Below are 20,566 nucleotides of genomic sequence, written 5' to 3' on the forward strand. Positions count from 1 at the left end.
CGCCGCCCTACCCCCCATGCCGGTCGGCGATCTCGCGTGCCACGATGCTGGAAGAAATAAGGGTCATCGGCACCCCGATCCCCGGATGGGTATACTGCCCGGTGTAGTAGAGGTTCCCGACCTTTTTGCTCAGGTGCGCCGGCCGCCAGAGGGCCGTCTGGAAGAGCGTGTGCGAGAGGCCGAGGGCCGTGCCCTGGTAGGCGTTGTAGCGCTCCTCGAAGTCGTGCAGGGCAAAGATCCGGCGGACCACCACGGCGCTGCGGAGGTCGTCGTCCAGTTTTCGTTCGAGGTCGCTGATGACCCGCTCGAAGAACGCCTCTCTCAGGGCCGGTGTGTCCTCGAGGCCGGGCGCGAGGGGCACCAGGATGAAGAGCGCCTCGCCTCCGGGCGGCGCGGCCGTCGGGTCGGTCTTCGAGGGGACGTTGACATAATACGAAGGATGGTCAGGCCATGCCGCCTTCTTCGGGTCGAAGATCAGGTCGAACCCCTCCTCCCAGTCCCGGTCCAGGACGAGGGTATGGTGCGCCAGGCCCTCCACCCGCCGGTCCAGGCCCAGGTAGACGACGAATGCCGAGGGCGCCAGCACCCTGGAACGCCAGTACTTCTCCGGATAACTCCGGTGGGCAGGGTCCAGGAGGTCGAGTTCGGCATGGGCGTAGTCGGCATTGACCAGGACCAGGTCGGCGTCGCGGCGCCCTGCGGCGGTGACGACGCCGGTCGCCTCCTTCCCCGTCACCTCGATCCGCTCCACCGGTTCGTTGAGGGCGACCTGGACCCCCAGGGACCGGGCAAGATCGGAGAGGCCGCCGACCACCGCCCGCATCCCGCCGACCGGGTACCAGACCCCCATCGTCATGTCGATGTGGGACATGATATGATAGAACGACGGGGTGTTCTGCGGCGAACCGCCGAGAAACCCGATGGAGTACTGGACGATCTTCTGCGCCTCTTCGCTCTCGAAATGCCGCTTGACAAATTTTTCCAGGCTCTCGAAGATATGCATCCGCCGACCCTGCATGATCAACCGGCCGCTGAGAAAGTCGAAGATCGAGCGGTAGTCGCGGTACAGGAACTCGTTGATCGAGAGGTCGTAGATTTCCTTTGCCGAGTCCAGATACGCCTTCAGTTTCTCGCCGCCCCTCTCCTCGAAGGAGTCGAAGAGGGCATAGTCCTTCTCAAGACCTGCCGGGAGATCGACGACCTCGCCGCCGCCAAAAAAGATCCTGTACGCCGGGTCGAGACGTTTGAGTTCATAGAAGTCGGCCGGGCGCTTCCCGACCTCGGCGAAGAACTTCTCGTAGACGTCGGGCATCAGGTACCACGAGGGGCCCATGTCGAAGGAGAACCCCTGCTCCTGGTAGACACCTGCCCGGCCGCCCGGCTGCTCGTTCTTCTCGACCACCTCCACCTCGAAACCCCGGTGCGCCAGCAAGGCAGCCGCCGAGAGGCCGCCAAAGCCCGCTCCGACAACAATAGTTTTCATCGCCTCAACATCTCCCCTCTGGGGCCGCAACGGCCCCGACGCTCCATCCGCAATAGCGCCAGAAAAAGGTATCGTCCCTCGGCTCCGGTCACCCCCTCCTGACCAGGACAGCATACACCGCCACCACCCCGATGACGACCGCCACAAGGTAGCCGAGAAACGTCACCGACGAGACCACCCCGCAGAGCCCGGCCTCGACGGGGCGGTCGGTGGAGAGCATCACGAGCGACGAACCCATCATGAACCCGGCCGCGACCATTCCGATGAGGAGCAGTTTTGCGGCGTACCTGATGGAGGCGCCGAGGGCGAGCATGTCGGGGCTCTCGATATAAAACTTGACATCTCCGGCCGCGACCTTCTTGAGCGTGGCGTTGGCAGTCTGCGGGAGATCGAGGAGGTCACCGAGGCGTCCTTCCGCCGACCGTAAGATCTCTGCGAAGCATTCGGGGGAGAAGATCTGCCTCCTCCGGATCTCCGCGATCCTGGGTCCGGCCTGTTCAGGGAAATTAAATCCAGGGTCGAGGTCTCTGCAGATGGTGGTGAGGAAGAGGAGCACCTTGACCACCTGCATCATCGTGAGCGGGACGGTGAGACGGTAGCGCTGGAGCGTGTCGGGGATCTGTTCCATCACCTCCCCGAAGTCCACCTGTCCGAGTTCATACGTCCGAAACTGCCGGAGGGTGGTGTAGATCTCGTCCTTGAATGCCTCCAGAACTTCGTCGCCGGGGACGATCCCCAGGTCATGGTAGGCAGCGACGATGCTCTCGACGTCCTCGTCCACGACGCCGGACATGAGACGGATGAAGGCGTCCCGGCGCTCGGGCCTGAGAACCCCGACGGTCCCGAAGTCGACGAAGGCCAGCGACCCGTCTCGGGTCACGAGGAGGTTGCCGGTATGGGGGTCGGCATGGAAGAACCCGTCCTCAAAGACCTGCTTGAGATAGGAGGTGAGCAGGAGGTCGGCAACCTCTTCGGGGCGGACGCCGTACGCCCTGATCCCTTCGAGGTCGTCGACCCTCACCCCCTCGATATAGGTCATCGTCAGGAGACGCGGGCCCGAGCACTCCCAGTAAATTCTCGGGATGACGACGCGGGGGAAGGCCTTCAGGTTGTGGGCCAGCACCTCGGCATGTTTGCCCTCCTGCACAAAGTCCAGTTCGCGCCTGATCTGGAGGGCGAACTCCTGGACAAGACCGACCGGGTTATACACGGCAAGGTCGGGGTACCGCCGCTCGATCCGGCGGGCAAGCGCGGCAAGGATCTCAAGGTCTTCCTCGATGACCTTCCTGATCCCCGGCCGCTGCACCTTGACGGCCACCTCGGTCCCGTCTTTGAGGACCGCACGATGGACCTGCGCGAGGGAGGCGGCCGCGACCGGAGTCTCGTCGAAAGAGGCGAAGGCCTCCTCGATCGGGCCGCAACACTCCTCGATCACCGGCCTCACCGTCTCGAAGGGGAGAGGCGCCACCTCGTCGGTCAGCCGCGTCAGTTCCTCGGCGAGAGGTTGGGGCAGGAGTTCCCGGCGGGTGCTCAGGATCTGCCCGAACTTGATGAAGGCGGGGCCGAGTTCCTCCAGGGCAAGACGGACCCGCCGATAGACCGGGACGGTCCCATCAGCACGCTCCCGCTTCCAGAGCCCGAACCTGACCGAAGGGGGGACGATCCCGTCGACGACGGCGCCCAGGCCGTACTTCACCAGCACCCCGGTGATCTCCCGGTACCTGCCCAGATGCCTGATCACGGTTCACCCCCCGGCCAAAAAACCCGCCACGGACGACGGGCTTATGCTCGTGGGAAAAGGGGGACGAAGATATATAATACCGGTGCCGGAGGGAGGGAGAAAAAGATTCAGGAGAAAGAAGCATGAACCGGGAGCACGCCTGAGGCATGCTTTCGCTCATGACCGATTCTACACAGCCGAAAAAAAGGAGTATGGTCTCTCTTGGGGGCCGGACCTACGAGTAGCCCCGCATTGTCACGTTCGTGCTCGGGGCCTTCTCCTCGGGCGGCTGGATGGTCCCGAACTTCTCTTCATAATCGTTCATGCTCTTCGAAAGAACAGCAAGGAGGTTCTTGGCATGTCTCGGACTGATGGAGACGATCGCCTTGGCTCTGGCCTGGTTGGTCCCGGGGATCTCGTGAAGGAACATGAACGTGAACTCATCTTCCTTATAGGCCACCTGGATCCGGTTGGCGTAGACCGGGTCCAGCGTCTGCGGGACATTCACCGAGAGGTCGTGTTGTGCCATAGAGTAAAGTATAAGCAAGGAGGGATTAAGGGTTTTTGCGATGGACGACCTGACCGGGATCGCCGCGGTCATCACCGCACGCTTCTGTCCCCTCCGCTTATACCTCGATCGACAGGAGAAACACGAGGAGCCGCCGCGCTATGCGGTCTGCAAACAGGTCTCGTACCACCTCGGCGCACCCTTCGAACCCGACGCCGTCTGGAAGGAGGTATGCACCGTCCTCCCGTACGCCGGCGAGGAGGAACGAGCCCTCTTCGAGCAGTGCGTGACAAACTGCCAGGGGAAAGAGTGGCCGCGCTTCTCAGACCACGACGTCCCGGTCGCCTCCGCGGCTCACGGGATCAGGGGGACCGTCGACAAGATCGACCCTGCGCTCCCGGCCTTCGCACTTACCAGAGCAAGCGAGGCGCCGCAGGCCGGAGTCTGGGGAGCCGACCGGGTCAGGGTCGCCGGTTTTATCGCCTGCGTCAGGGAGAGCCTCGGACTCGAGGTAAGCGGCGGGTGGGTGGAGTACGTCCCCTCTGGCGTCCTCAGATTCTGCACCCCCGGCCCCAGGGACCGGCGGGTGATGCTCAGGGCGGTCGATGCCGCAAAAAAAGTTGAAGAGGGACAGATCCCGAGAAAACCGCTCAACCCGCCGTGCGCCAGGTGCCCGCACGAGGAGCGGTGCGCACCCGGACCGCGGCGACTCTCGGACCTGCTGTGAGATGGCTCTCTGGATTTTCCCCTTCCGAAACGTGAATCGAGAATCGACCACCCGGCGCGAAGAGGGGGGAAGGCGTGATGATCTGGGCGTGCCGCCCATATTGTAGAATTGCTCATGAGGCGAAAGCACGCCTCAAGCATACGAGATGAACATTTCTCGCCGCACGATCGCTCATTTCAAGACTGAAGAACCGATGGGAATCGTGTTCCATCGCCGCCCCCGCCTATCCTCATCGTGGGGGGTCCGGGGGCAAAGCCCCCCGGCGCGAGACTCCGGGAAATATTCTGCGATGAGGGCGGCACACCTGATCATCACGCCTTCCCGAACATCGGTGCCGGGGGGCGGCGATTGAAAGGGATCGGCCCACACGCTGAAGCGTTGCTCAGAACAATGTTCAACCGCGTATGCTTGAGCCCAAAACTCATGCCGAATTCTACAGAGCCGAAAAAAGAGATTTATGCAGGAAGAGGGGGTTCCCCCCTCTCAGGCCTGTTCCATCAGCGTCTTCGAGACGATATACTCGCCCTTCGCCTCGCGGGTCGTGCCCACGATGAGCCACTGTGTATCGCCGTGCTGCTCCAGGACACCCTGGGCCTCGATCACCTCGCCCGCGAGGGCCTGCCCCGAATAGGTGTGGGTGAACGAGATCACCCGCGAGACCGACTCGTGCTCCACCTCATAGACCGCAGGGGAGTCGAAGGCGTTGGAGGCGTCGGTGACCGTCGCCTCGATCCGCGTTCTTCCGAGTTCCTTGCCCTTCCCCGCGGGGGCCGAGGCGAGGGCGTCGTACGACCGCGTATACAGGAGGTCGAAGTAGGTGTCGCCGAACTCCCCCCGGTTCCATTTGCGCGACTCGTGGAGGACGAAGGCATCGAAGGAGATCTCGGGGATACGTTTGGTGTAGACCTTCCGCCACATCTCCTCGCTCATCCGCGGGAGTTTCCCGGCCTCGACCAGTTTTTTCAGTCTGGCCTGGGCCGTGAACCATGCTGGCCCATAGACCACCAGGTCGATGTCGGAGGCCCCGTTCTCCAGACCGAGCACCCGCGATCCCGTGCATCCGACCGCACCTGCCGGGAGATCGAAACAGTTGAGAAGGCGCTGAACGCGGGGATCGCGCGAGGCGATCCAGTCCATCCGCTCGTCGGGCTTGTAGACCTTCGTGACGTCGCTAAGCGGCACGCGGTGGAGGGTGTCGAGGTACTCGGGCTTGTGCTCCCTGATATATTCGAACGCAGGTTCGAAGTCCAGTTTGGTGTACCGCCGGCCCTCCGGGTTCACCCGCTCCCCGTGCTCGTCGGGGACGTACCTGAGCACGCACCCGACCCGTTCGTCGTTGTCATATGCCGAGACGGCGTAGATATGGCCGTCGGTATCCTCGATAAAATCACGTAGTCTGATCGCGTTCATTCCAATGCTCCCAGAAATGCTCCGACCTCCTCGACCTTCGCACCGGGCCGCAGAACCTTCCGGTGCACGAGGTCGACGACGGTGCTCGGCGTCCCGGGGAGGACGCCGCCGTCGATGAGATAGTCGTGGGGGACGTGGACCTGATCGACGGTGATCGGGTCGGGCCCTCCGTGGATATTCGCGCTCGTCGCCGTGATGGGGGCGTCGAGTTCCCGGATCAGGGCGAGGGCGACCGGGTGGTCCGGGAACCTGACCCCGATATTCCCGGTGCCCCCGGTGAGAGTGGCCGGAAGGCATGACTTCGCCTTCAGCACGACCGTCACCGGACCGGGCAGGAAACGGTCTACGAACGCCTCGGCCACATTGTCGAGACGGGCGATCGCACCGAGCATCTCGATGTCGCTGACCGCGACCGAGACCGGCATGGAGGGCGGGCGCATCTTCGCCTCGTACACCCGCTCGACGGCAAGTTCGGAGAGTGCATCGGCCCCGAGGCCGTAGATCGTGTCGGTCGGGTAGACCACCAGTCCGTCGCGCCTGAGCACGCGGACCGCCTTCTGGATGACCGCTTCGTCCATCTTAAAACTCCTGCCCGCGGACACGGGCGATATTGAAGACTGCACGTTTCGAAACGTGCATCACGGCAAAGACCCCGGCCTGGATGGGATCGGTGACCACCAGGTCGGCGTGCTTGGGGACGCTCCCGGCCATCTTCAGGGCGATGACCGGGATCCCGGCCGCCCGCACCCGGTCGACCGCCGTCGAGATCGTCCCTCCCATCAGGGATCCGGCCAGGACCAGGATCGAGGCTCTGGGGAGGCGGGCGACGGCCTCAACAGCCTCGGCAAGATTTTTTTCACCGACGAGCGGGATGGTGTCCACCGAGATCCGCTCGCCCCTGATGTTGTGGCGGTCGGCCTCGTTCACCGCCCCGAGCGCCACCTGCGCCACCTGGGCTCCGCCGCCGAAGATGATCACTCTGGATCCGAAGATCTTGGAGAAGGTGTCGAGGGTGGTGACCTGGTGCATCGTCGGAACGGCTAGAAGGTCGGCGATCACCTTCCCGATCCCGCCTGCACACTCGACCTCGAAATAAAAGAGCGCTCTTCCCGCGTGGTCGCCCGAGTGCAGGATCGACTGCTGGACCGTCACCACGTTCGCTCCGTTTGCAGCCATAATTGCGGCGATGTCGCGCAGGACGCCGGGCTGATTCTCGGCGATGATGCTGACGGCATGGAGTTCGAGGATATCAAGTGCGTGCAGATGTTCAGACTCTTCCATATGCAGCAGAGACAGGAATTTGGCCTGTCCCCCTCCTTTTGCGATAAGAATCATTGACCGCCGTACACTTTAAGGTGTTTCATTCTGCGCATCGCGCGGCGAGGAGAGGCGAGGGTCGCCCCCCGTGCGACGGAGTATAAAGTCTCCGGTTTGTGATAGGGGGTAGATGAGTAGATCCTGAAAGAGGGGAGCATCCTCTCTTCGATTCTTGACCGACCCGCTCTAATTTATCTCAATATAGGGCGTGAGGGTTCCCCCCACACAGCGCCGCAAAAAAAGATCGAAGCCCTTACCGTTCGAGCCCGAGGGCAGCAAAGACCTCATCCGGCCCGAGGCGGTCGAGCATCTGGCCGAGACGTTCGCCCTTCCGGGTGTGCTCCGCGAAGTAGTCGATGACCCTCGCGACGAGGGCGGGGACCTCCTCTTCGGGGACGAGTCCGGCGAGGCGGGTGCCGGCCCTGACCCGGCGTCCGGCCTGGCCGCCGAGGAAGAGGGTGAGCCCCTGCTCGCGGACCGAGATGGCGTCCTTCGGGCAGACGGCGATGCAGTCCCCGCACCCGATGCAACGCTCCGACGAGAAGACGAACGTCCCCTCGTCGATCGAGACCACGCCCTCCCGGCAGAGTCGCACACAGGCGCCGCACCCGATGCAGGCGTCGGCGTCGAAGGTGGGGTAGGCACGGCCCATCAGCCCGATGTCGTTGAACTGCACTCTGGAGCAGTTGTTCGGGCACCCGGCGATCCCGATCTTGATTTTTCTGGGGAGGGGCCGGCCGCCCTGCGCCTCCTCGATCGTCCGGGCGAGAACCTGGGTATCGGCGCACCCGTGCCGGCAGACCGTACCCTTGCAGGCGACGACCGACCGCACCGTCGGGCCGGTGCTCCCGGTCTCCAGACCCGCCGCCTTGAGGGCCGCGGCGACGGCCCCGGCGTCCTCGCGCTTCACCCAGGGGATCTCGAGGTTCAGCCTGAAGGTCGCTCCCACATAGTCGCGGCCGTACTTCTTCGCCGCCGCGGCGACGGCCTCCAGTTGTTCGGCCGTGAGGTTCCCGGCCGGGGCCTTCACCCTCACCGAGACATAGCCCTTTTCTTTCTGCGGCAGGACGCCGTCCAGTTTTGTGCCCGTCATGTGTCAGGATCAGGGTTGGACCGGATCCGGCATCAATCTGCCCGATGCAACGAGCAGATCGGCTTTTGCCGCAGTGATGATAACTTTCATCCGGCGAGCCGCTTGAACCGCATCCTCCTGGCCGACGACTGCGGAGACGACGGCGACACCGTCGGCGCCCGCGGCGATGACCTCGGCCACGTTTTCAGGGCCGATGCCGCCGATCCCGAGCAGGGGGAGGGCGACCGAGGATCTGATCTCGCGCAGAGTTCTAAGCCCGTGGCCTGGCCCGGCGTCGGCCTTGGTGCCGGTCGAGAAGGTGGGGCTGAGTGCGAGATAGTCCGCACCCCCCACCACTGCGGTCGTCGCCTCAACGACGTCCCCGACCGAGACTCCGATGAGGAAACCCGGCGGGGCGAGGGCCCGCGCCTCCTCCACCGGGAGATCGTCCTGCCCCAGGTGGACGCCGTCGGCCCCGGCCGCGAGGGCGACGTCCAGACGGTCGTTGACGATGAAGAGGGCTCCGGCCGTCGAGGTGACCGCACGGATCCCCCGCGCCGTCCTCAGGAGGTCGGCGGTGCACATCTGTTTGTCCCGCAACTGGACCACATCGGCCCCGCCGGCGACAGCGAGACGGGCCTGGTCGAAGTGGGAGCGGCCGCGGCCGACCTCGCTGTCGGTGACGACGTACAGGTCGTACGCCACCATCAGACGACCTCCAGCCGCGCCTCCTCTTCGAGATCTTCGGGCGTCAGGCGGTAGAGTTCATCGAAGAGCGCCGTCCTGAACGAGTACGGTCCCCGCGCGCAGGCGGCTGCGTGCTCGCCCGCACGCCCGAAGGCGACGAGGGCCGCCGCCGCACCGACGAGGGGATCGTCGGCGACGGCCACGAACGAACCGACCACCGAGGAGGCCATGCACCCGGTGCCTGAGAGACGGTCCATCATCACATGGCCGTTCCCGACCAGGACTACGCGGTTCCCGTCGGTGACGACATCGGTCTCGTCGGTCATCGCCACCACCGTGCCGGTCGCCAGGGCGCAGGCCTTTGCGGTCTCGACCGGGTCGCCGGCAAGCCCGCACGAGTCCACGCCCCGCACCTTCCCGCCCATGCCGGCGAGGACACCGATCTCCCCGGCATTTCCTTTCAGCACCGCGACCTTCACCTCTCTGAGGATCCGCAGCACCGCCTCGGTCCGCAGCGCCGTCGCCCCGGCGCCCACCGGATCGAGGACGACCGGCACGCCGAGTTCGTTCGCCCGCTTGCCCGCGAGGAGCATCGACTCCACCTGGGCCGGGTTGAGCGTCCCGATGTTGAGGACGAGCGCCCCGGCCGCCGCGACCATCTCGGCCGACTCTTCGGCGGCCTCGGCCATCACCGGGGCGGCCCCAGCGCAGATAGTGATGTTCGCGCAGTCGTTGATCGTCACGGTGTTGGTGATATGGTGTACGAGCGGCCGAGTCTCCCGCAGGCGCGAGAGGAGGGCAGCGCAGATCTTTGCGTCCATGGTTATGATGAAAATGGGTCGGATGAGATGAGAGGTGTTGCGGTGGGGGCAGTCACCTGCCGTACAGGTGCTCGTGCACCCGCGTCATGAGCGCCGCCTCGCGCCGCTTCAATGTCCGGAGGTCGGGGTCGCCGTCGCGGTACAGCGCGAAGAGCGAATACAGAAAGTCGGCCGTCAGGTCGATCACCTCGCGCCTGAACCGCACCTCGACCGTCGTGTCCCCGGCAAACCCCTTGATGGAGAAACAGTCGGGCTTCTCGAAGGTGTAGAAGCCCTCGCCGACGCCCGGCATCGCCGTCACCGTCCCAAAATCTTTGAGGTACGAGAAGAACTCCGCGGTCAGGGGAGCGCTGAGGACAAACTCCTTCATCTGGGTGCCGTCGGCACAGGACTTATGCCGAATCGACCTGACGATCCGCATGGCGTGCCACCTCCCTGATCGCGCGGGCCGCGGTTCTGCATTCCTCGTCGGTCGTGAACCAGGAGAGGCTGAGCCGCACACAGCCTTTCCCGTCGTCGATGGCCCGGTGCACCAGAGGGGCGCAGTGGAGCCCGGGCCTCCCGACCACCCCGTAGGCGCGGGCCAGGACGAACCCGAGATCGTCGTCGTCCATTTCCCGGATGGAGAAGGAGACGATCGGGAGCGCGGGGCGCTCGGTGTAGACGAGGATGTTTGGCTCTTCCTTGAGTTCCCGGATGATCAGTGCCGTCTGGCGTTCGGCCTTCTCCGCGATCGCGTCCGTGCCGACCGAGCGGACGAACTCCACGCCGGCCGCGAGCGCCGCCAGGCCGGGGTGGTTGGGTGTCCCGGCCTCGAACCGCTCCGGCATCTCCCGCGGCTGGAGGAGGGAGAACGAATCGGTCCCGGTGCCCCCGACCCGCACCGGTGCCACGGCTTCGGGGTCGCGGATATAGAACCCGCCGGTCCCGGAGATCCCGAAGAGACCCTTGTGCCCGGTGAAGACGTAGGCGTCGACCGGGAGCGCCCCCAGGTCCACCGGAATATGCCCGGCGGTCTGCGCCCCGTCGACGATGAAATAGATCCCGTGCTCGTGGAGGATCTCCCCGATCGCTCCGACGTCCTGGACAGTGCCGAGGACGTTGCTCCCGTGCGCCATGACCATGAGCCCGGTCTCCGGGCGAATGACCGCCCGGACCGCCGCGGGTGAGACGAACCCGTCCTCCTCGAAGGGGAGGACGGTGAGACTGATCCGCCCCTCGTGTTCCAGTTCGTGGAGCGGCCGGAGCACCGAGTTGTGGTCGAGGGCAGTGGTCAGGACATGGCAGGGACCGGGATGGGCGGCGAGGAATCCGTGGATGAGAAGGTTGAGCGAGTCGGTGGCATTCAGGGTGAAGATATAGTGCTCCGGAGGCCCGGCATGGAAGAGGCAGGCCAGGGCCTCGCGGGCGAGGGTCGGGTAGTCCTCGCCCTGCGTCCCCGCGGTCCGTCCCGACCCGAAGACCGGGGCGGCGAGGGCGGTCGTGACCGCGGCGATCACCTCCGGGGGTTTGGGCCAGGTCGTCGCGGCGTTGTTCAGGTAGATTATCGGTTGATCGTCTCTCATGCTCTTCTCTGTCACTGTAATCTGCCGAACACACGAAAAACGTGATGGTAAGGGACATCAGGGCATGCTGCACCGCAGAGTCGGGAATACACGATCAGGAGAGGAACGCAGAGACGATCCCATCGAGGAGTCCTTCTGATCCATACTGTTCTCCGTACGCCTTTTTCGCCAGTGCCAGGTGATTCAAGGACTCGTCCATGGCACGGTCCCCCAGTCCCCAGTAATATTTTTCTCCGGTGAGGTTCGACTCCATCAGAGTCCGGGCCCGCTTCATCTCATACTCGCACGCGAGCAGACCGCACTCGTCCGCAAGACAATACTCCTCCTTTATACCCTCGAACCGGTCAGATACCGGCATCGAAGCGAGGGCCTGCATCCTCTTCTCATAGACCGCCCTCTGGGTTTCAGCGATCTGGTACATCTTCTGATAATCTCCGGCCAGTTCCGCGCCGATGGTCGCGTCCCACCTCCCCATCGGCAGGTCATTGCACGCGTCCAGATACGCGACGTCTTCATCGGTCAAGTTCTGATCCTGGGAATCATCCCGGACCTGAAGACACCCGCACGATGCCGAGGCGAAGAGAAGAAGAAACACGATCCATACGACCAGACCGATTCCAGAAAAGGTACGACGACCACCAGGACTTTTTTGTATCATGAAATTTTGTATCATGAAAACGCCCACTCCAATGCTCGGACGACTCATGCCCCGCATCGAAGGGAGGGGGCGGAGGAAAACTCAACTCCATGCGCCGCCGACATACCATTCATGATACCATATATGACGATTTTAATATTGTGATCGGTTTCTGGTTTCGTTGAATCAGGCACGGGCCGTGAGTGCGCCTCAAGCATGCCGCATGAACATTGGTGGAAGGATCCTTGATCCCTCTCAATCGCGACCAGGCGACGGGGAGGGCACCACCCGCGCTTTTTTGCGATCATTCGACAAAGACCTCAATTGCACACGACGCGGTGGACCCATGCAGTACAGGACCGTACCGAAAAACGGCGACAAACTCTCCGCACTCGGCTTTGGCGCCATGCGTCTCCCGACACGGATGGGCCGGATCGACGAGGGGCGCGCGATCAAACAGATCAGGAGCGCCATCGAGAGCGGCGTCAACTATCTCGACACCGCCTACCCCTATCATGGCGGCGAGAGCGAGAAAATTCTGGGCAAGGCCCTCGAAGACGGGTACCGGGAACAGGTGAAGATCGCCGACAAACTTTCGCCCTGGCTCGTCAACTCGCGGGAAGAGATGGAGCAGATCCTGGACGTGCAACTCAGACGGCTCAGGACCGATCATATCGATTACTATCTCCTCCACATGCTCGATGCGCGGTCGTGGAAAAAACTGGTCGACCTGGACGTCTTCGCATTTCTGGAGGCGGCACGGGACGCAGGGAAGATCACCAACATCGGATTCTCCTTTCACGGCGACCGCAAGACCTTCAGGGAGATCGTCGACGCCTATGACTGGACAATGTGCCAGATCCAGTACAACATCCTCGACGAGAACCTCCAGGCCGGAAGAGAGGGACTGGAATATGCGGCGTCAAAAAAGATCGCCGTGATGATCATGGAACCCCTGCGGGGAGGGATGCTTGCCCGCGACCTGCCTGACGAGGCGCAGGCAATCTACGACCGCCCAGGGCTCTCCCGCTCCCCCGCAGACTGGGCGCTGCGATGGATCTGGGACCACCCCGACGTGACGATCGTCCTCTCGGGGATGAACGACGAACGCCACATCCGGGAGAACCTCCTGACCTGCGAAGACGCCCTGCCCGGTTCGATGAGCAGTGCCGAGCATGCCGTCGTCGACGAGGTGAGGGCCGTCTACAAACGGTTGATCCGGGTCGACTGCACCGGGTGTGCGTACTGCATGCCCTGCCCCTTCGGCGTCGACATCCCGCAGTGCTTCCACTTCTACAACCAGTATCACATGACCGGCAACCGGATCATGACGCGGGGATTTTACATCGGGCAGGTGATCGGGTTTGACGGCGATCCGTCCAACGCCTCGCGCTGCCGGAGTTGCGGGAAATGCGTCGGGACATGTCCGCAGGGGATCGCGATTCCCGACGAACTGAAGAAGGTCAGGCGAGACCTCGACGGTCTTGCTACAAAACTGATGACGCCGCTGGTGAAGATGGTGATGAAGCGGCGGAAAGAGTGAGGGATCGCCGCAGTGAAGCAGAGCGCATGCTCTCCTGCCAGGACAAACACACAAAACAAATCAGAAAATCTGCATGCGATAGCCGGGATTCGAACCCGAGTTAGTGGCTTGGGAAGCCACTGTCCTACCACTAGACTACTATCGCCTGAACCATATTTCATTGGCGTTCCCGGATTATAAAGGTTCTTTCTCCCCCGGCCCCGGCACCGGAAAGGGCGACAGCCTTAAGACCACAGCATTGCATTATATATACAGCACTGAACGGTGCTGGCTGACGTAAGTCCGACGTGCCCCATGGCACGGCCCGGAGTGGCTCGGGATTACAGAGAGGTCAGTAGCAATACTGCTCTTTTCTGGACTTACTCTGGTCAATGTGAGGTAGAATATGGCACGAATGCATGCACGGCGGAGGGGTAAATCCGGATCGGTCGCTCCGTACCGCACCGAAGCACCAGAGTGGTGTGGGATCTCCGGGGAAGAGGCCGTGAAGGTCGTCATCGACCTCCGCAAGACGGGCAAATCCAGCAGCGAGATCGGGTTTATCCTCAGGGACAAGTACGGTATCCCCGACATCAAACTCGTAGCCGGTAAGAAGATCGGCGAGATCCTCGAAGAGAACGGGCTTGGCACCGACATCCCCGAGGACCTCAGGAACCTCATCGTCAAGGCGCTCGCGATGCGCAAGCACCTTGAGGAGAACAAGAAAGACCTGCACAACAAGCGGCAGCTCCAGCTCACCGAGTCCAAGGTGCGCCGTCTTGTGAAGTATTACCGGTCGAGCGGGAAACTCGCTGCGGACTGGACATACAAACCAGAGACTGCCGAAATCCTCCTCTCCAGATAAGTCATGTCCATCCAGGCCGTTGCCGAAGAGGTTGCAGACCGGATCCTCGCCGCCGACTTCATCGAAGTCTACGCCCACCATGACGCCGACGGGATCGCCGCAGGGGCGATCCTCTGCCAGGCGATCCTCAGAGCGGGCGGGCGGTTCAGGCTGCGGGTGCGTCGGACCATCAGCGCGGACGACATCGTCCACCCTGAATCGACGCTCCTCTGCGACCTCGGCGCCGGCCTTGCCGACCTGCCCGAGAGCGTGATGGTCGTCGACCATCATGTCCCCCACTTCGAGGGGGCATATCACGTCAACCCGCGCCTCGCCGGCATCGACGGGGAACGGGAACTCTCGGCTTCAGGGACGGCATACCTGGTGGCACAGGCGCTCGGCGACCACCGCGACCTGGTCGGCCTCGCACTCATCGGGATCTACGGGGACAGACAGGAGTTCACCGGGAAAAATCGGGAGATCCTCAACGACGGGATCGCCAACGGCTACATCTCCCCGGAAAAAGGACTCCTTCTCCCCGGACGCGGGATGCGCGAGGCCCTCGAGACCGCCATCGACCCCTACATCAGAGGAGTGAGCGGGCGCCCCGAGACGGTGACCGGGATCCTCGAACACGCGGTCGGCGAGGAGGAGGTCGCCGAAGATCTCCTCCTCTCCCTGCTCGTGCTCGAGGCCGGCGGCGATGTCGCACCCTCGGTCTTTTCACGACTCTACGGCGAACGCTACCGGCTCGAACGCGAGGTCGTCGAAGACGCCCGCACCCTTGCCGCACTCGTCGACGGTTGCGGCCAGGAAGGCCGGGGCGGCCTCGCCGCCTCAGTCTGTCTCAGGTCGCCCGGCGCCGTCGAAGAGGCCTTCGGGGTGGCACAGACGCACCGGCGCCGGGTGCTTGCCGGCGTCGAGGGGGCCAGACCCCTCGACAGGAGCGGGCGAGTCTACGGCGTCGAGGACGCAGGTGCCGCGAGTGGCGTGGCCGACTGCCTGGCCTTCGACCTGAAGCGAGACGCCCCCGTGGCGGTCCTCGCCCCGCGAGACGACACATGGCAGGTCTCGGCACGCTGTCCGCCAGGAGTGGAGGCCGACCTGGAGTTCATCCTCCGCGACCTCGCCGCAACCCTGGGCGGGTCGGGCGGCGGTCACCGGAACCGGGGCGGTGCCTCGATTCCGGCCGACCAGGTCGAAGCGTTCAGAGACGAGTTCATCAAGGCGGTGGCCTCATGATCGGCATCAAGGGCCGGATCACCACCGAGAGCGCCAGAAGCAGATGCGTCGCGGCCTCTCTCGCCCCGGACAATCTCACCGGGATGGAGACCAGGGCACAGGGCCCGGCGGTCGTGACCGAGGTCACCGGCACCCACCTGCGCTCGGTGATCGCATCGGCGGACGATTATCTGATGAACCTCGCCATCGCCGAGGAGGTCTGTGCGGATGTCTCGGAAGAACCCTGACACCTCAAAACGACCTGGAAATATGACAAAACTGGTTGGAGAAACAGAGCAGAGGTTTAAATTCTTATAATAAGGTGATTTCATGGCAAAGAGAAAACAGGTTGGAAAGCGGGTCGAGGGCTGGAAGGCCAAGTCCTGGTACAAGGTCTATGGCCCCGAAGCCTTCGGCAAGGCCTATCTCGGCGATACGATCTCCGCCGACCCCGAGAAAGTAGCGGGACGCGTGCTGCAGACCACGCTCGGCGAGATCTCTCACGACTACGGAAAGCAGCACATCAAGATGCGCTTTAAGATCAACAACGTGGCAGGTGACGCGGCATACACCGAGTTCGTCGGGCACGAGATCACCCGCGACTACATGCGCGGGCTGGTGAAGAGGAAGACCTCGCGGATCGACTCTATCGTCCTGACCAACACGAAGGACGGGAAGAAGGTACGGGTCACCGTCACCTGCTTCACCATCAACCGTGCCGAAAACAGTCAGATCCACGCGATCAGGGGGACGATCATGAAGAACCTCCTCGACACGGCGGCGCAGAACACCTTCGACGAGTTCTCCAAGATGATCGTCTCCGGCGATCTCGCCAAGGAAACCTTCAAGGCCATCAAGACCATCTTCCCGGTCCGCCGGGTCGAGGTCATCAAGAGCAGGGTCGAGACCCCGGTCTCGTTCGTGGCCTGAACACTCTCTTTTTTTCTGAAAATTGTCCCCGCAGAGCCCATGCTCTCTGTGGAGAAACTTTTGATCTCGCTCCTCACGACCGGAAAGCGGGCGGGAACAGAAGGTCGCCAATCGAATGCACTTGAACGGTGGACATTTTTGACCGTGAAGAAAACGCCGGGGATGAGTACGCCCCCTTCATGATCTTCTCGCCGCCTTCCCGGCCCTATCGCAATCCCGGGGGTTCCGGGGGCGCGCAGCGCCTCTCCCGCAGCCCGACCTCTCCCGATCTCGGGGGCCGACGGTGTCATGGCCTATCCCGACGGTTCCTGCAGAAGAAAGGACAATCGATCTCATAAAAAATTCCAAACTCCTCCCTGTACCCATCGAAGAGATTGAAAATACTCATAAGCCCCCGAGATGAGAGATGTACAGTTTCATGGAGAACGGAGTTCAGAACTGGCTCCACCAGTGTTCACTCCCTGACGGCACCGAACTCCAGGAGCACACCCTGAAGACCGAGAGGAACATGATCATCGGGGATCGGTGCACCATCGATTACGGGCTGAAAGGGGAGGACATTATCGTATGCGAGTTTTGCACGCTCAACGGGAGCGTTATTGCGGACGGAGACGTGCGGATCGATAACTGGTGTGAGATTAACGGAGATGTGATCGTGGCCGAGGACGCGTACCTCGGCGAGGGGGTTAAAGTCCACGGCAGACTGATCGTCCAGGGCGACCTCGACATCGGGGACAACGTGCAGATCGACCGCGGTTTCGAGGCGAAAGGATGGATCTCGATCCGCAACCCGATGCCGGTGATCGTCTACCTTCTTCTCTATGTGATGACCCTCCTCAAGATGGAGGACCAGAACGAGATCGAAGACGCCCTCTCTGAACTCTTTGGAGATGAAGACGAAGAAGACCAGAACGAAAAAGCACCCCTCCTCATCCCTTCAGGCTCGCACCTCGACATGAAGGTCTTCTCTGTCCCGGCGGCCATGAGCATCGGAGACGGGTGCCGTCTCCATGGAAACATCAGGGCCAATTCGGTGGATGTGGGGAACGGCACGACTATCTTTGGGAGCCTGAGGGCACACGGCACCATCGGGATCGGCCCCGAGACAAAGGTGCACGGAAATGTCGAGGGAGAAGACGAGGTCATGATTGCGGAACAGGTCCGCATCCTCGGCGATGTCGTCGCCGACTCCCTTGTCCTCCATGAGGAGGCGCGTGTCGACGGAGTCATCAGGGCGCCGCAAGGGGTGCGGATCGATCGAAAAGCGGAGAACAACGGCGATGAAAGCAGCGAAAATTCTGGAATTGGACAGCCTGAACTTTGTTGAAGGCTCTTTTGCGGATCTGGCGGACCCCGAATCGGCCCTGCCGATCCTCTCCTGTCGACCGGAGGAGGGGAGGCTCCTTGTCGACGAGAATGAGGATCTCCTGGCGGTCGCATTCAAAACCGGCGACGACTGGATCGGGGCGAGTTATCTCTTCCACCCGCCTGAGAGCGAGGTGATCGATCTCTTCGACGAGATCGATGCCGAGATGTATCAGGAGAAGCGGGAGGTCTGGGCGGCGGCGATGCGGGAGTATTACAGCACCGAACTGCTCCGCACGGTCAGCCCGACGATGGAGGATATCCCTCCCGACCGGCAGGACAAGATTGTGGATCTTGTCAGGGAGGTCTGGGAAGAAAAAGAGGGAGGGGTCTGCCTTGACTGTTGCTGCGGTTCGGGAGTCGGCGCGGCCGCGCTCAGGTCGATCGGGATGCGGCCGCTGGCCTACGATCACGACCCGACCCTGCTCGCCCTCGGGTTGGGGGAGGGGCGGCTCCTGACCGACGAGACGGCCTGCATCGACGCCACCGACGCGACGGTCTATTTCAGCCCGGCACCTTACGGGGCGGTCTTCATGATGGGGACGATCCGCTCCTTCGACGCCGAGATCTGGGAGGCGATCACCGCGGAACTGCTGGAACTCTCCGAAGAGACTCTCATCACCGTCGCCACCGAGGAAGAAATCAGACTCGTTGCAGAGTGGTGCCGTCTGGCGGGCAGGACGACCGAGGTCAGGGAGAACACGCGCGATCCCATCTACGATCGCTGGGTCTGCCTGGCGAGAAGAGGGTGACATTCCCCTGGCGGCGAGTCAAGAACACAGGGTCACCACCAATAGACTACAATTATTGGCCGTGAAGAAATTCTCGGCCCTGTAGAAACCATCCTCTTTTCATCCCTTCAACCCCCCTATGACCGAATCCATCGCCTTCCCTCATTCTTGCACCGGGGGCAACGCCCCCGGCGAGAACATGTGGGAAGGCGTGAGAGCGGGAACGATTGATGGGGAGGACGGCAACGGGCTCTGGAAACACTCACCTCTCCACCATAAGGAGAGTGATTAAGGATCTCACCAGAGCCATTTCTTCTATCAGAAAAAATAGCGGAGCGCCGGGTCTCATGAGAGCACATCCACCGATTGCAATCGATCGGCCCGGTGGATTTCTTTCAGAAAAGCGTTTCAGGAAAAATGTCAGGCGAGGGGGTCGTATTTTTTCAGTCTGTCGATCACGGCATCGGCAGGCGGAATGACCTCTGCGTGTTCCCCGATGAAGGTTCGCACTGCCTCCTCACCCTGAACAATTTTTCCGCAGTCAAGTCCGTCTCCTTTGATTTTTCTGGCAAATGACCACGACATCTCGTTTCTCCGATCCTGGGGCTGGGTCTGTCCCCTGTTCATGGCAGAATATTCTCATCTTATGGCATAAATAATGTTTCATTTTCAATATATTTTTTAATCTGTTAGAGGGAGTTTGAAATACATTAACCTCGATGGTTTCGGCTTCAAGGGTATGAAGAGGGATATATCCGGGAGATCCGATCAGGTCTGCCCTGAGACCGCACGGCGGTCAAATCGCAGACCTCAGATCCGGGAGAAGAGCAGAGAAGAGATCCGCGGGAAAAATGAGAATTGATTTCGACCCCTAAGATCATCCACAGGGCCGAGTTTTCACTTCTGTCTCCACATGACATATCCCCCGACCGCCAGTGTGCAGAGGAGCAGCAGTCCTCCGGCCCCGATCAGCGCCCAGGGAGTCTCTCCGGCGGTCGGTGCCGGTTGTGGTTCATCCGGCCCGATCGTGGTGACCGTAGCGGCCGGGCGGTCCGCCGAGGCCGCCACCGATTCTGGAGTGGCCCATGAGAGGGCGAAGAGGCTGAAGTGCGAGACGCGGGCGGTCACCGTCCGCGTGGCCGGGTCAATGGTGGCGGGGACTTCCTGCCAGGCCCCGCTCTCGGGGTTGTACCACATCACCGTCAGGGTGGCCGGGTCGCCGATCTCCTCCCACTCTTCCGCGGAGAGCGTGTAGGTGAGGGTGATCGGCGGGTCGAAGGTGGCGCCGGCCGGGCCGCAACTGAGGGCGAACCCGACCGTCGTCCCCGGCGGGATCGGCGGCGTGCCGGTCAGTCCGGCCTTTTTGACGGTCACTTCACCGAGCGGCTCGCCGTCCCGGTCGCGGGCGACCGTGCCCTCCCTGAGAGTCACCGAGCCGACGCCGTCGCCGGTCCGCACGGTTACGCTCTCGGTCAGTTCACCGCTCTTTGTCATCAGGAGAGAGGCGCGTTCGACGGACGTCGTCTGAGTCGCGGTCGGGGCGGGCGGGTTGGAGACCGGGGACGGTCCGCCGCCACCGCCACTGCCACCGCTCGACGGAGGGTTCGGCTTCGGCGTCGGCGTCACATCGCCGCTCCCGACGCTCAGGTCAACGCGGCTCGTGCCTTTCGGGGTGAAGGTCGCCGTCTCTTTCGCCGTCTCCCCGTCGACCAGGAAGGTGATCGTCTCGCCGGCGAGGTCGTCGGTACCAAGGACCAGCAGTTTCTCGCCTGCATGCCGGGTGGAGCCGCCGTACGTCCCGTCCGCCGCGGTCGTCACCGGCCCGTACGTCTCGCCGCCCAGCACCGCCGTGATCTCGATGTCGGCCGGTGCCGGGGAGCCGTCGATCGTCACGCTCCCTTTGAACTCATGGGGAAAAACGGGGACGCCCCCGTCGGCCGCCGCCGCCCCTGCGACGAGGCCGCAGAGGAGGAGGAGCACCGCAATGCTTTGCCAGGTCTTCATCT

General features: G+C 62.7%; 22 protein-coding genes and 1 tRNA gene. 8 read left to right on the top strand and 15 right to left on the bottom strand.

The annotated features are described in order from the left end of the window. Window positions 1-7 precede the first annotated feature (7 nt). From RJ40_RS05315 to RJ40_RS05325, 3 genes are all read right to left on the bottom strand, one after another. The gene (locus RJ40_RS05315; RefSeq protein WP_265582313.1) at window positions 8-1,483 is read right to left on the bottom strand and encodes a phytoene desaturase family protein; all 1,476 of its coding nucleotides are present in this window, start codon (window positions 1,481-1,483) and stop codon (window positions 8-10) included. Between the two features lie 88 nt (window positions 1,484-1,571). After that, window positions 1,572-3,224 carry an ABC1 kinase family protein gene (locus RJ40_RS05320; RefSeq protein WP_265582314.1) on the bottom strand — a complete coding sequence of 551 codons (1,653 nt, stop codon included), beginning with the start codon at window positions 3,222-3,224 and terminating at the stop codon, window positions 1,572-1,574. Between the two features lie 214 nt (window positions 3,225-3,438). Further along, on the bottom strand, window positions 3,439-3,732 hold the full coding sequence (locus RJ40_RS05325; RefSeq protein ID WP_265582315.1) for a DUF3467 domain-containing protein: 294 nt from the start codon (window positions 3,730-3,732) through the stop codon (window positions 3,439-3,441). A 40-nt stretch (window positions 3,733-3,772) separates the two neighbouring features. Here RJ40_RS05325 and RJ40_RS05330 point away from each other — a divergent pair, with 40 nt between their 5' ends. Beyond that, the gene (locus tag RJ40_RS05330; RefSeq protein WP_265582316.1) at window positions 3,773-4,438 is read left to right on the top strand and encodes a CRISPR-associated protein Cas4; all 666 of its coding nucleotides are present in this window, start codon (window positions 3,773-3,775) and stop codon (window positions 4,436-4,438) included. Window positions 4,439-4,921: 483 nt separating this feature from the next. Here the strand turns inward: RJ40_RS05330 and RJ40_RS05335 are convergent, their stop codons facing one another. The 9 genes from RJ40_RS05335 to RJ40_RS05375 form a co-directional block, all read right to left on the bottom strand. Next, entirely contained in the window at window positions 4,922-5,848 is a 927-nt protein-coding gene (locus RJ40_RS05335; protein WP_265582317.1) for a nucleotidyltransferase domain-containing protein, read from the bottom strand. Further along, the gene (locus RJ40_RS05340; protein ID WP_265582318.1) at window positions 5,845-6,426 is read right to left on the bottom strand and encodes an L-threonylcarbamoyladenylate synthase; all 582 of its coding nucleotides are present in this window, start codon (window positions 6,424-6,426) and stop codon (window positions 5,845-5,847) included. Before RJ40_RS05340 ends, RJ40_RS05335 begins: the two co-directional genes overlap by 4 nt. Before the next feature lies 1 nt (window position 6,427). Continuing rightward, on the bottom strand, window positions 6,428-7,129 hold the full coding sequence (locus RJ40_RS05345) for a DUF5612 domain-containing protein (RefSeq protein ID WP_265582319.1): 702 nt from the start codon (window positions 7,127-7,129) through the stop codon (window positions 6,428-6,430). Between the two features lie 289 nt (window positions 7,130-7,418). Beyond that, window positions 7,419-8,258 carry a 4Fe-4S dicluster domain-containing protein gene (locus RJ40_RS05350; RefSeq protein WP_265582320.1) on the bottom strand — a complete coding sequence of 280 codons (840 nt, stop codon included), beginning with the start codon at window positions 8,256-8,258 and terminating at the stop codon, window positions 7,419-7,421. A gap of 9 nt (window positions 8,259-8,267) precedes the next feature. Next, the gene (gene thiE, locus RJ40_RS05355; protein WP_265582614.1) at window positions 8,268-8,942 is read right to left on the bottom strand and encodes a thiamine phosphate synthase; all 675 of its coding nucleotides are present in this window, start codon (window positions 8,940-8,942) and stop codon (window positions 8,268-8,270) included. A gap of 2 nt (window positions 8,943-8,944) precedes the next feature. After that, window positions 8,945-9,745 carry a hydroxyethylthiazole kinase gene (thiM, locus tag RJ40_RS05360; RefSeq protein WP_265582321.1) on the bottom strand — a complete coding sequence of 267 codons (801 nt, stop codon included), beginning with the start codon at window positions 9,743-9,745 and terminating at the stop codon, window positions 8,945-8,947. Between the two features lie 52 nt (window positions 9,746-9,797). Further along, window positions 9,798-10,166, bottom strand: a complete 369-nt coding sequence (locus tag RJ40_RS05365; RefSeq protein ID WP_265582322.1) for a hypothetical protein — start codon at window positions 10,164-10,166, stop codon at window positions 9,798-9,800. Next, window positions 10,138-11,310, bottom strand: coding sequence for an aminotransferase class V-fold PLP-dependent enzyme (locus tag RJ40_RS05370; protein ID WP_265582323.1), 1,173 nt, complete (start codon window positions 11,308-11,310; stop codon window positions 10,138-10,140). The genes RJ40_RS05365 and RJ40_RS05370 overlap by 29 nt, the downstream gene beginning before the upstream one ends. 94 nt (window positions 11,311-11,404) lie before the next feature. Further along, window positions 11,405-11,833, bottom strand: coding sequence for a hypothetical protein (locus tag RJ40_RS05375; RefSeq protein ID WP_265582324.1), 429 nt, complete (start codon window positions 11,831-11,833; stop codon window positions 11,405-11,407). A gap of 460 nt (window positions 11,834-12,293) precedes the next feature. On the opposite strand from RJ40_RS05375, the gene RJ40_RS05380 reads away from it, so the two are divergent. Continuing rightward, window positions 12,294-13,490 (top strand): aldo/keto reductase, encoded by a 1,197-nt coding sequence (locus RJ40_RS05380; protein ID WP_265582325.1) that lies wholly within the window; start codon window positions 12,294-12,296, stop codon window positions 13,488-13,490. A 74-nt stretch (window positions 13,491-13,564) separates the two neighbouring features. Here RJ40_RS05380 and RJ40_RS05385 read toward each other — a convergent pair. After that, window positions 13,565-13,635, bottom strand: a tRNA-Gly gene (locus RJ40_RS05385). Window positions 13,636-13,875: 240 nt separating this feature from the next. On the opposite strand from RJ40_RS05385, the gene RJ40_RS05390 reads away from it, so the two are divergent. The 6 genes from RJ40_RS05390 (at window position 13,876) to RJ40_RS05415 (ending at window position 18,581) form a co-directional block, all read left to right on the top strand. Further along, on the top strand, window positions 13,876-14,334 hold the full coding sequence (locus RJ40_RS05390) for a 30S ribosomal protein S15 (protein WP_265582326.1): 459 nt from the start codon (window positions 13,876-13,878) through the stop codon (window positions 14,332-14,334). 3 nt (window positions 14,335-14,337) lie between these two features. Beyond that, window positions 14,338-15,555 (top strand): DHH family phosphoesterase, encoded by a 1,218-nt coding sequence (locus tag RJ40_RS05395; RefSeq protein WP_265582327.1) that lies wholly within the window; start codon window positions 14,338-14,340, stop codon window positions 15,553-15,555. Further along, on the top strand, window positions 15,552-15,782 hold the full coding sequence (locus RJ40_RS05400) for a KEOPS complex subunit Pcc1 (RefSeq protein WP_265582328.1): 231 nt from the start codon (window positions 15,552-15,554) through the stop codon (window positions 15,780-15,782). The genes RJ40_RS05395 and RJ40_RS05400 overlap by 4 nt, the downstream gene beginning before the upstream one ends. 82 nt (window positions 15,783-15,864) lie before the next feature. Next, on the top strand, window positions 15,865-16,464 hold the full coding sequence (locus tag RJ40_RS05405; protein WP_265582329.1) for a 30S ribosomal protein S3ae: 600 nt from the start codon (window positions 15,865-15,867) through the stop codon (window positions 16,462-16,464). 406 nt (window positions 16,465-16,870) lie between these two features. Next, window positions 16,871-17,791 carry a polymer-forming cytoskeletal protein gene (locus RJ40_RS05410; RefSeq protein WP_265582330.1) on the top strand — a complete coding sequence of 307 codons (921 nt, stop codon included), beginning with the start codon at window positions 16,871-16,873 and terminating at the stop codon, window positions 17,789-17,791. Continuing rightward, a complete protein-coding gene (locus RJ40_RS05415) occupies window positions 17,745-18,581 on the top strand; it encodes a class I SAM-dependent methyltransferase (protein ID WP_265582331.1) in 837 nt (278 codons plus the stop codon). Before RJ40_RS05410 ends, RJ40_RS05415 begins: the two co-directional genes overlap by 47 nt. A 399-nt stretch (window positions 18,582-18,980) precedes the next feature. On the opposite strand, the gene RJ40_RS05420 is transcribed toward RJ40_RS05415, so the two are convergent. Further along, the gene (locus RJ40_RS05420; RefSeq protein WP_265582332.1) at window positions 18,981-19,187 is read right to left on the bottom strand and encodes a hypothetical protein; all 207 of its coding nucleotides are present in this window, start codon (window positions 19,185-19,187) and stop codon (window positions 18,981-18,983) included. A 270-nt stretch (window positions 19,188-19,457) separates the two neighbouring features. Beyond that, window positions 19,458-20,564: a hypothetical protein gene (locus RJ40_RS05425; protein ID WP_265582333.1), complete on the bottom strand. Its 1,107-nt coding sequence runs from the start codon at window positions 20,562-20,564 to the stop codon at window positions 19,458-19,460. Window positions 20,565-20,566 lie beyond the last annotated feature (2 nt).

The sequence above is a fragment of the Methanofollis aquaemaris genome (assembly GCF_017357525.1).
Taxonomy (GTDB): domain Archaea; phylum Halobacteriota; class Methanomicrobia; order Methanomicrobiales; family Methanofollaceae; genus Methanofollis; species Methanofollis aquaemaris.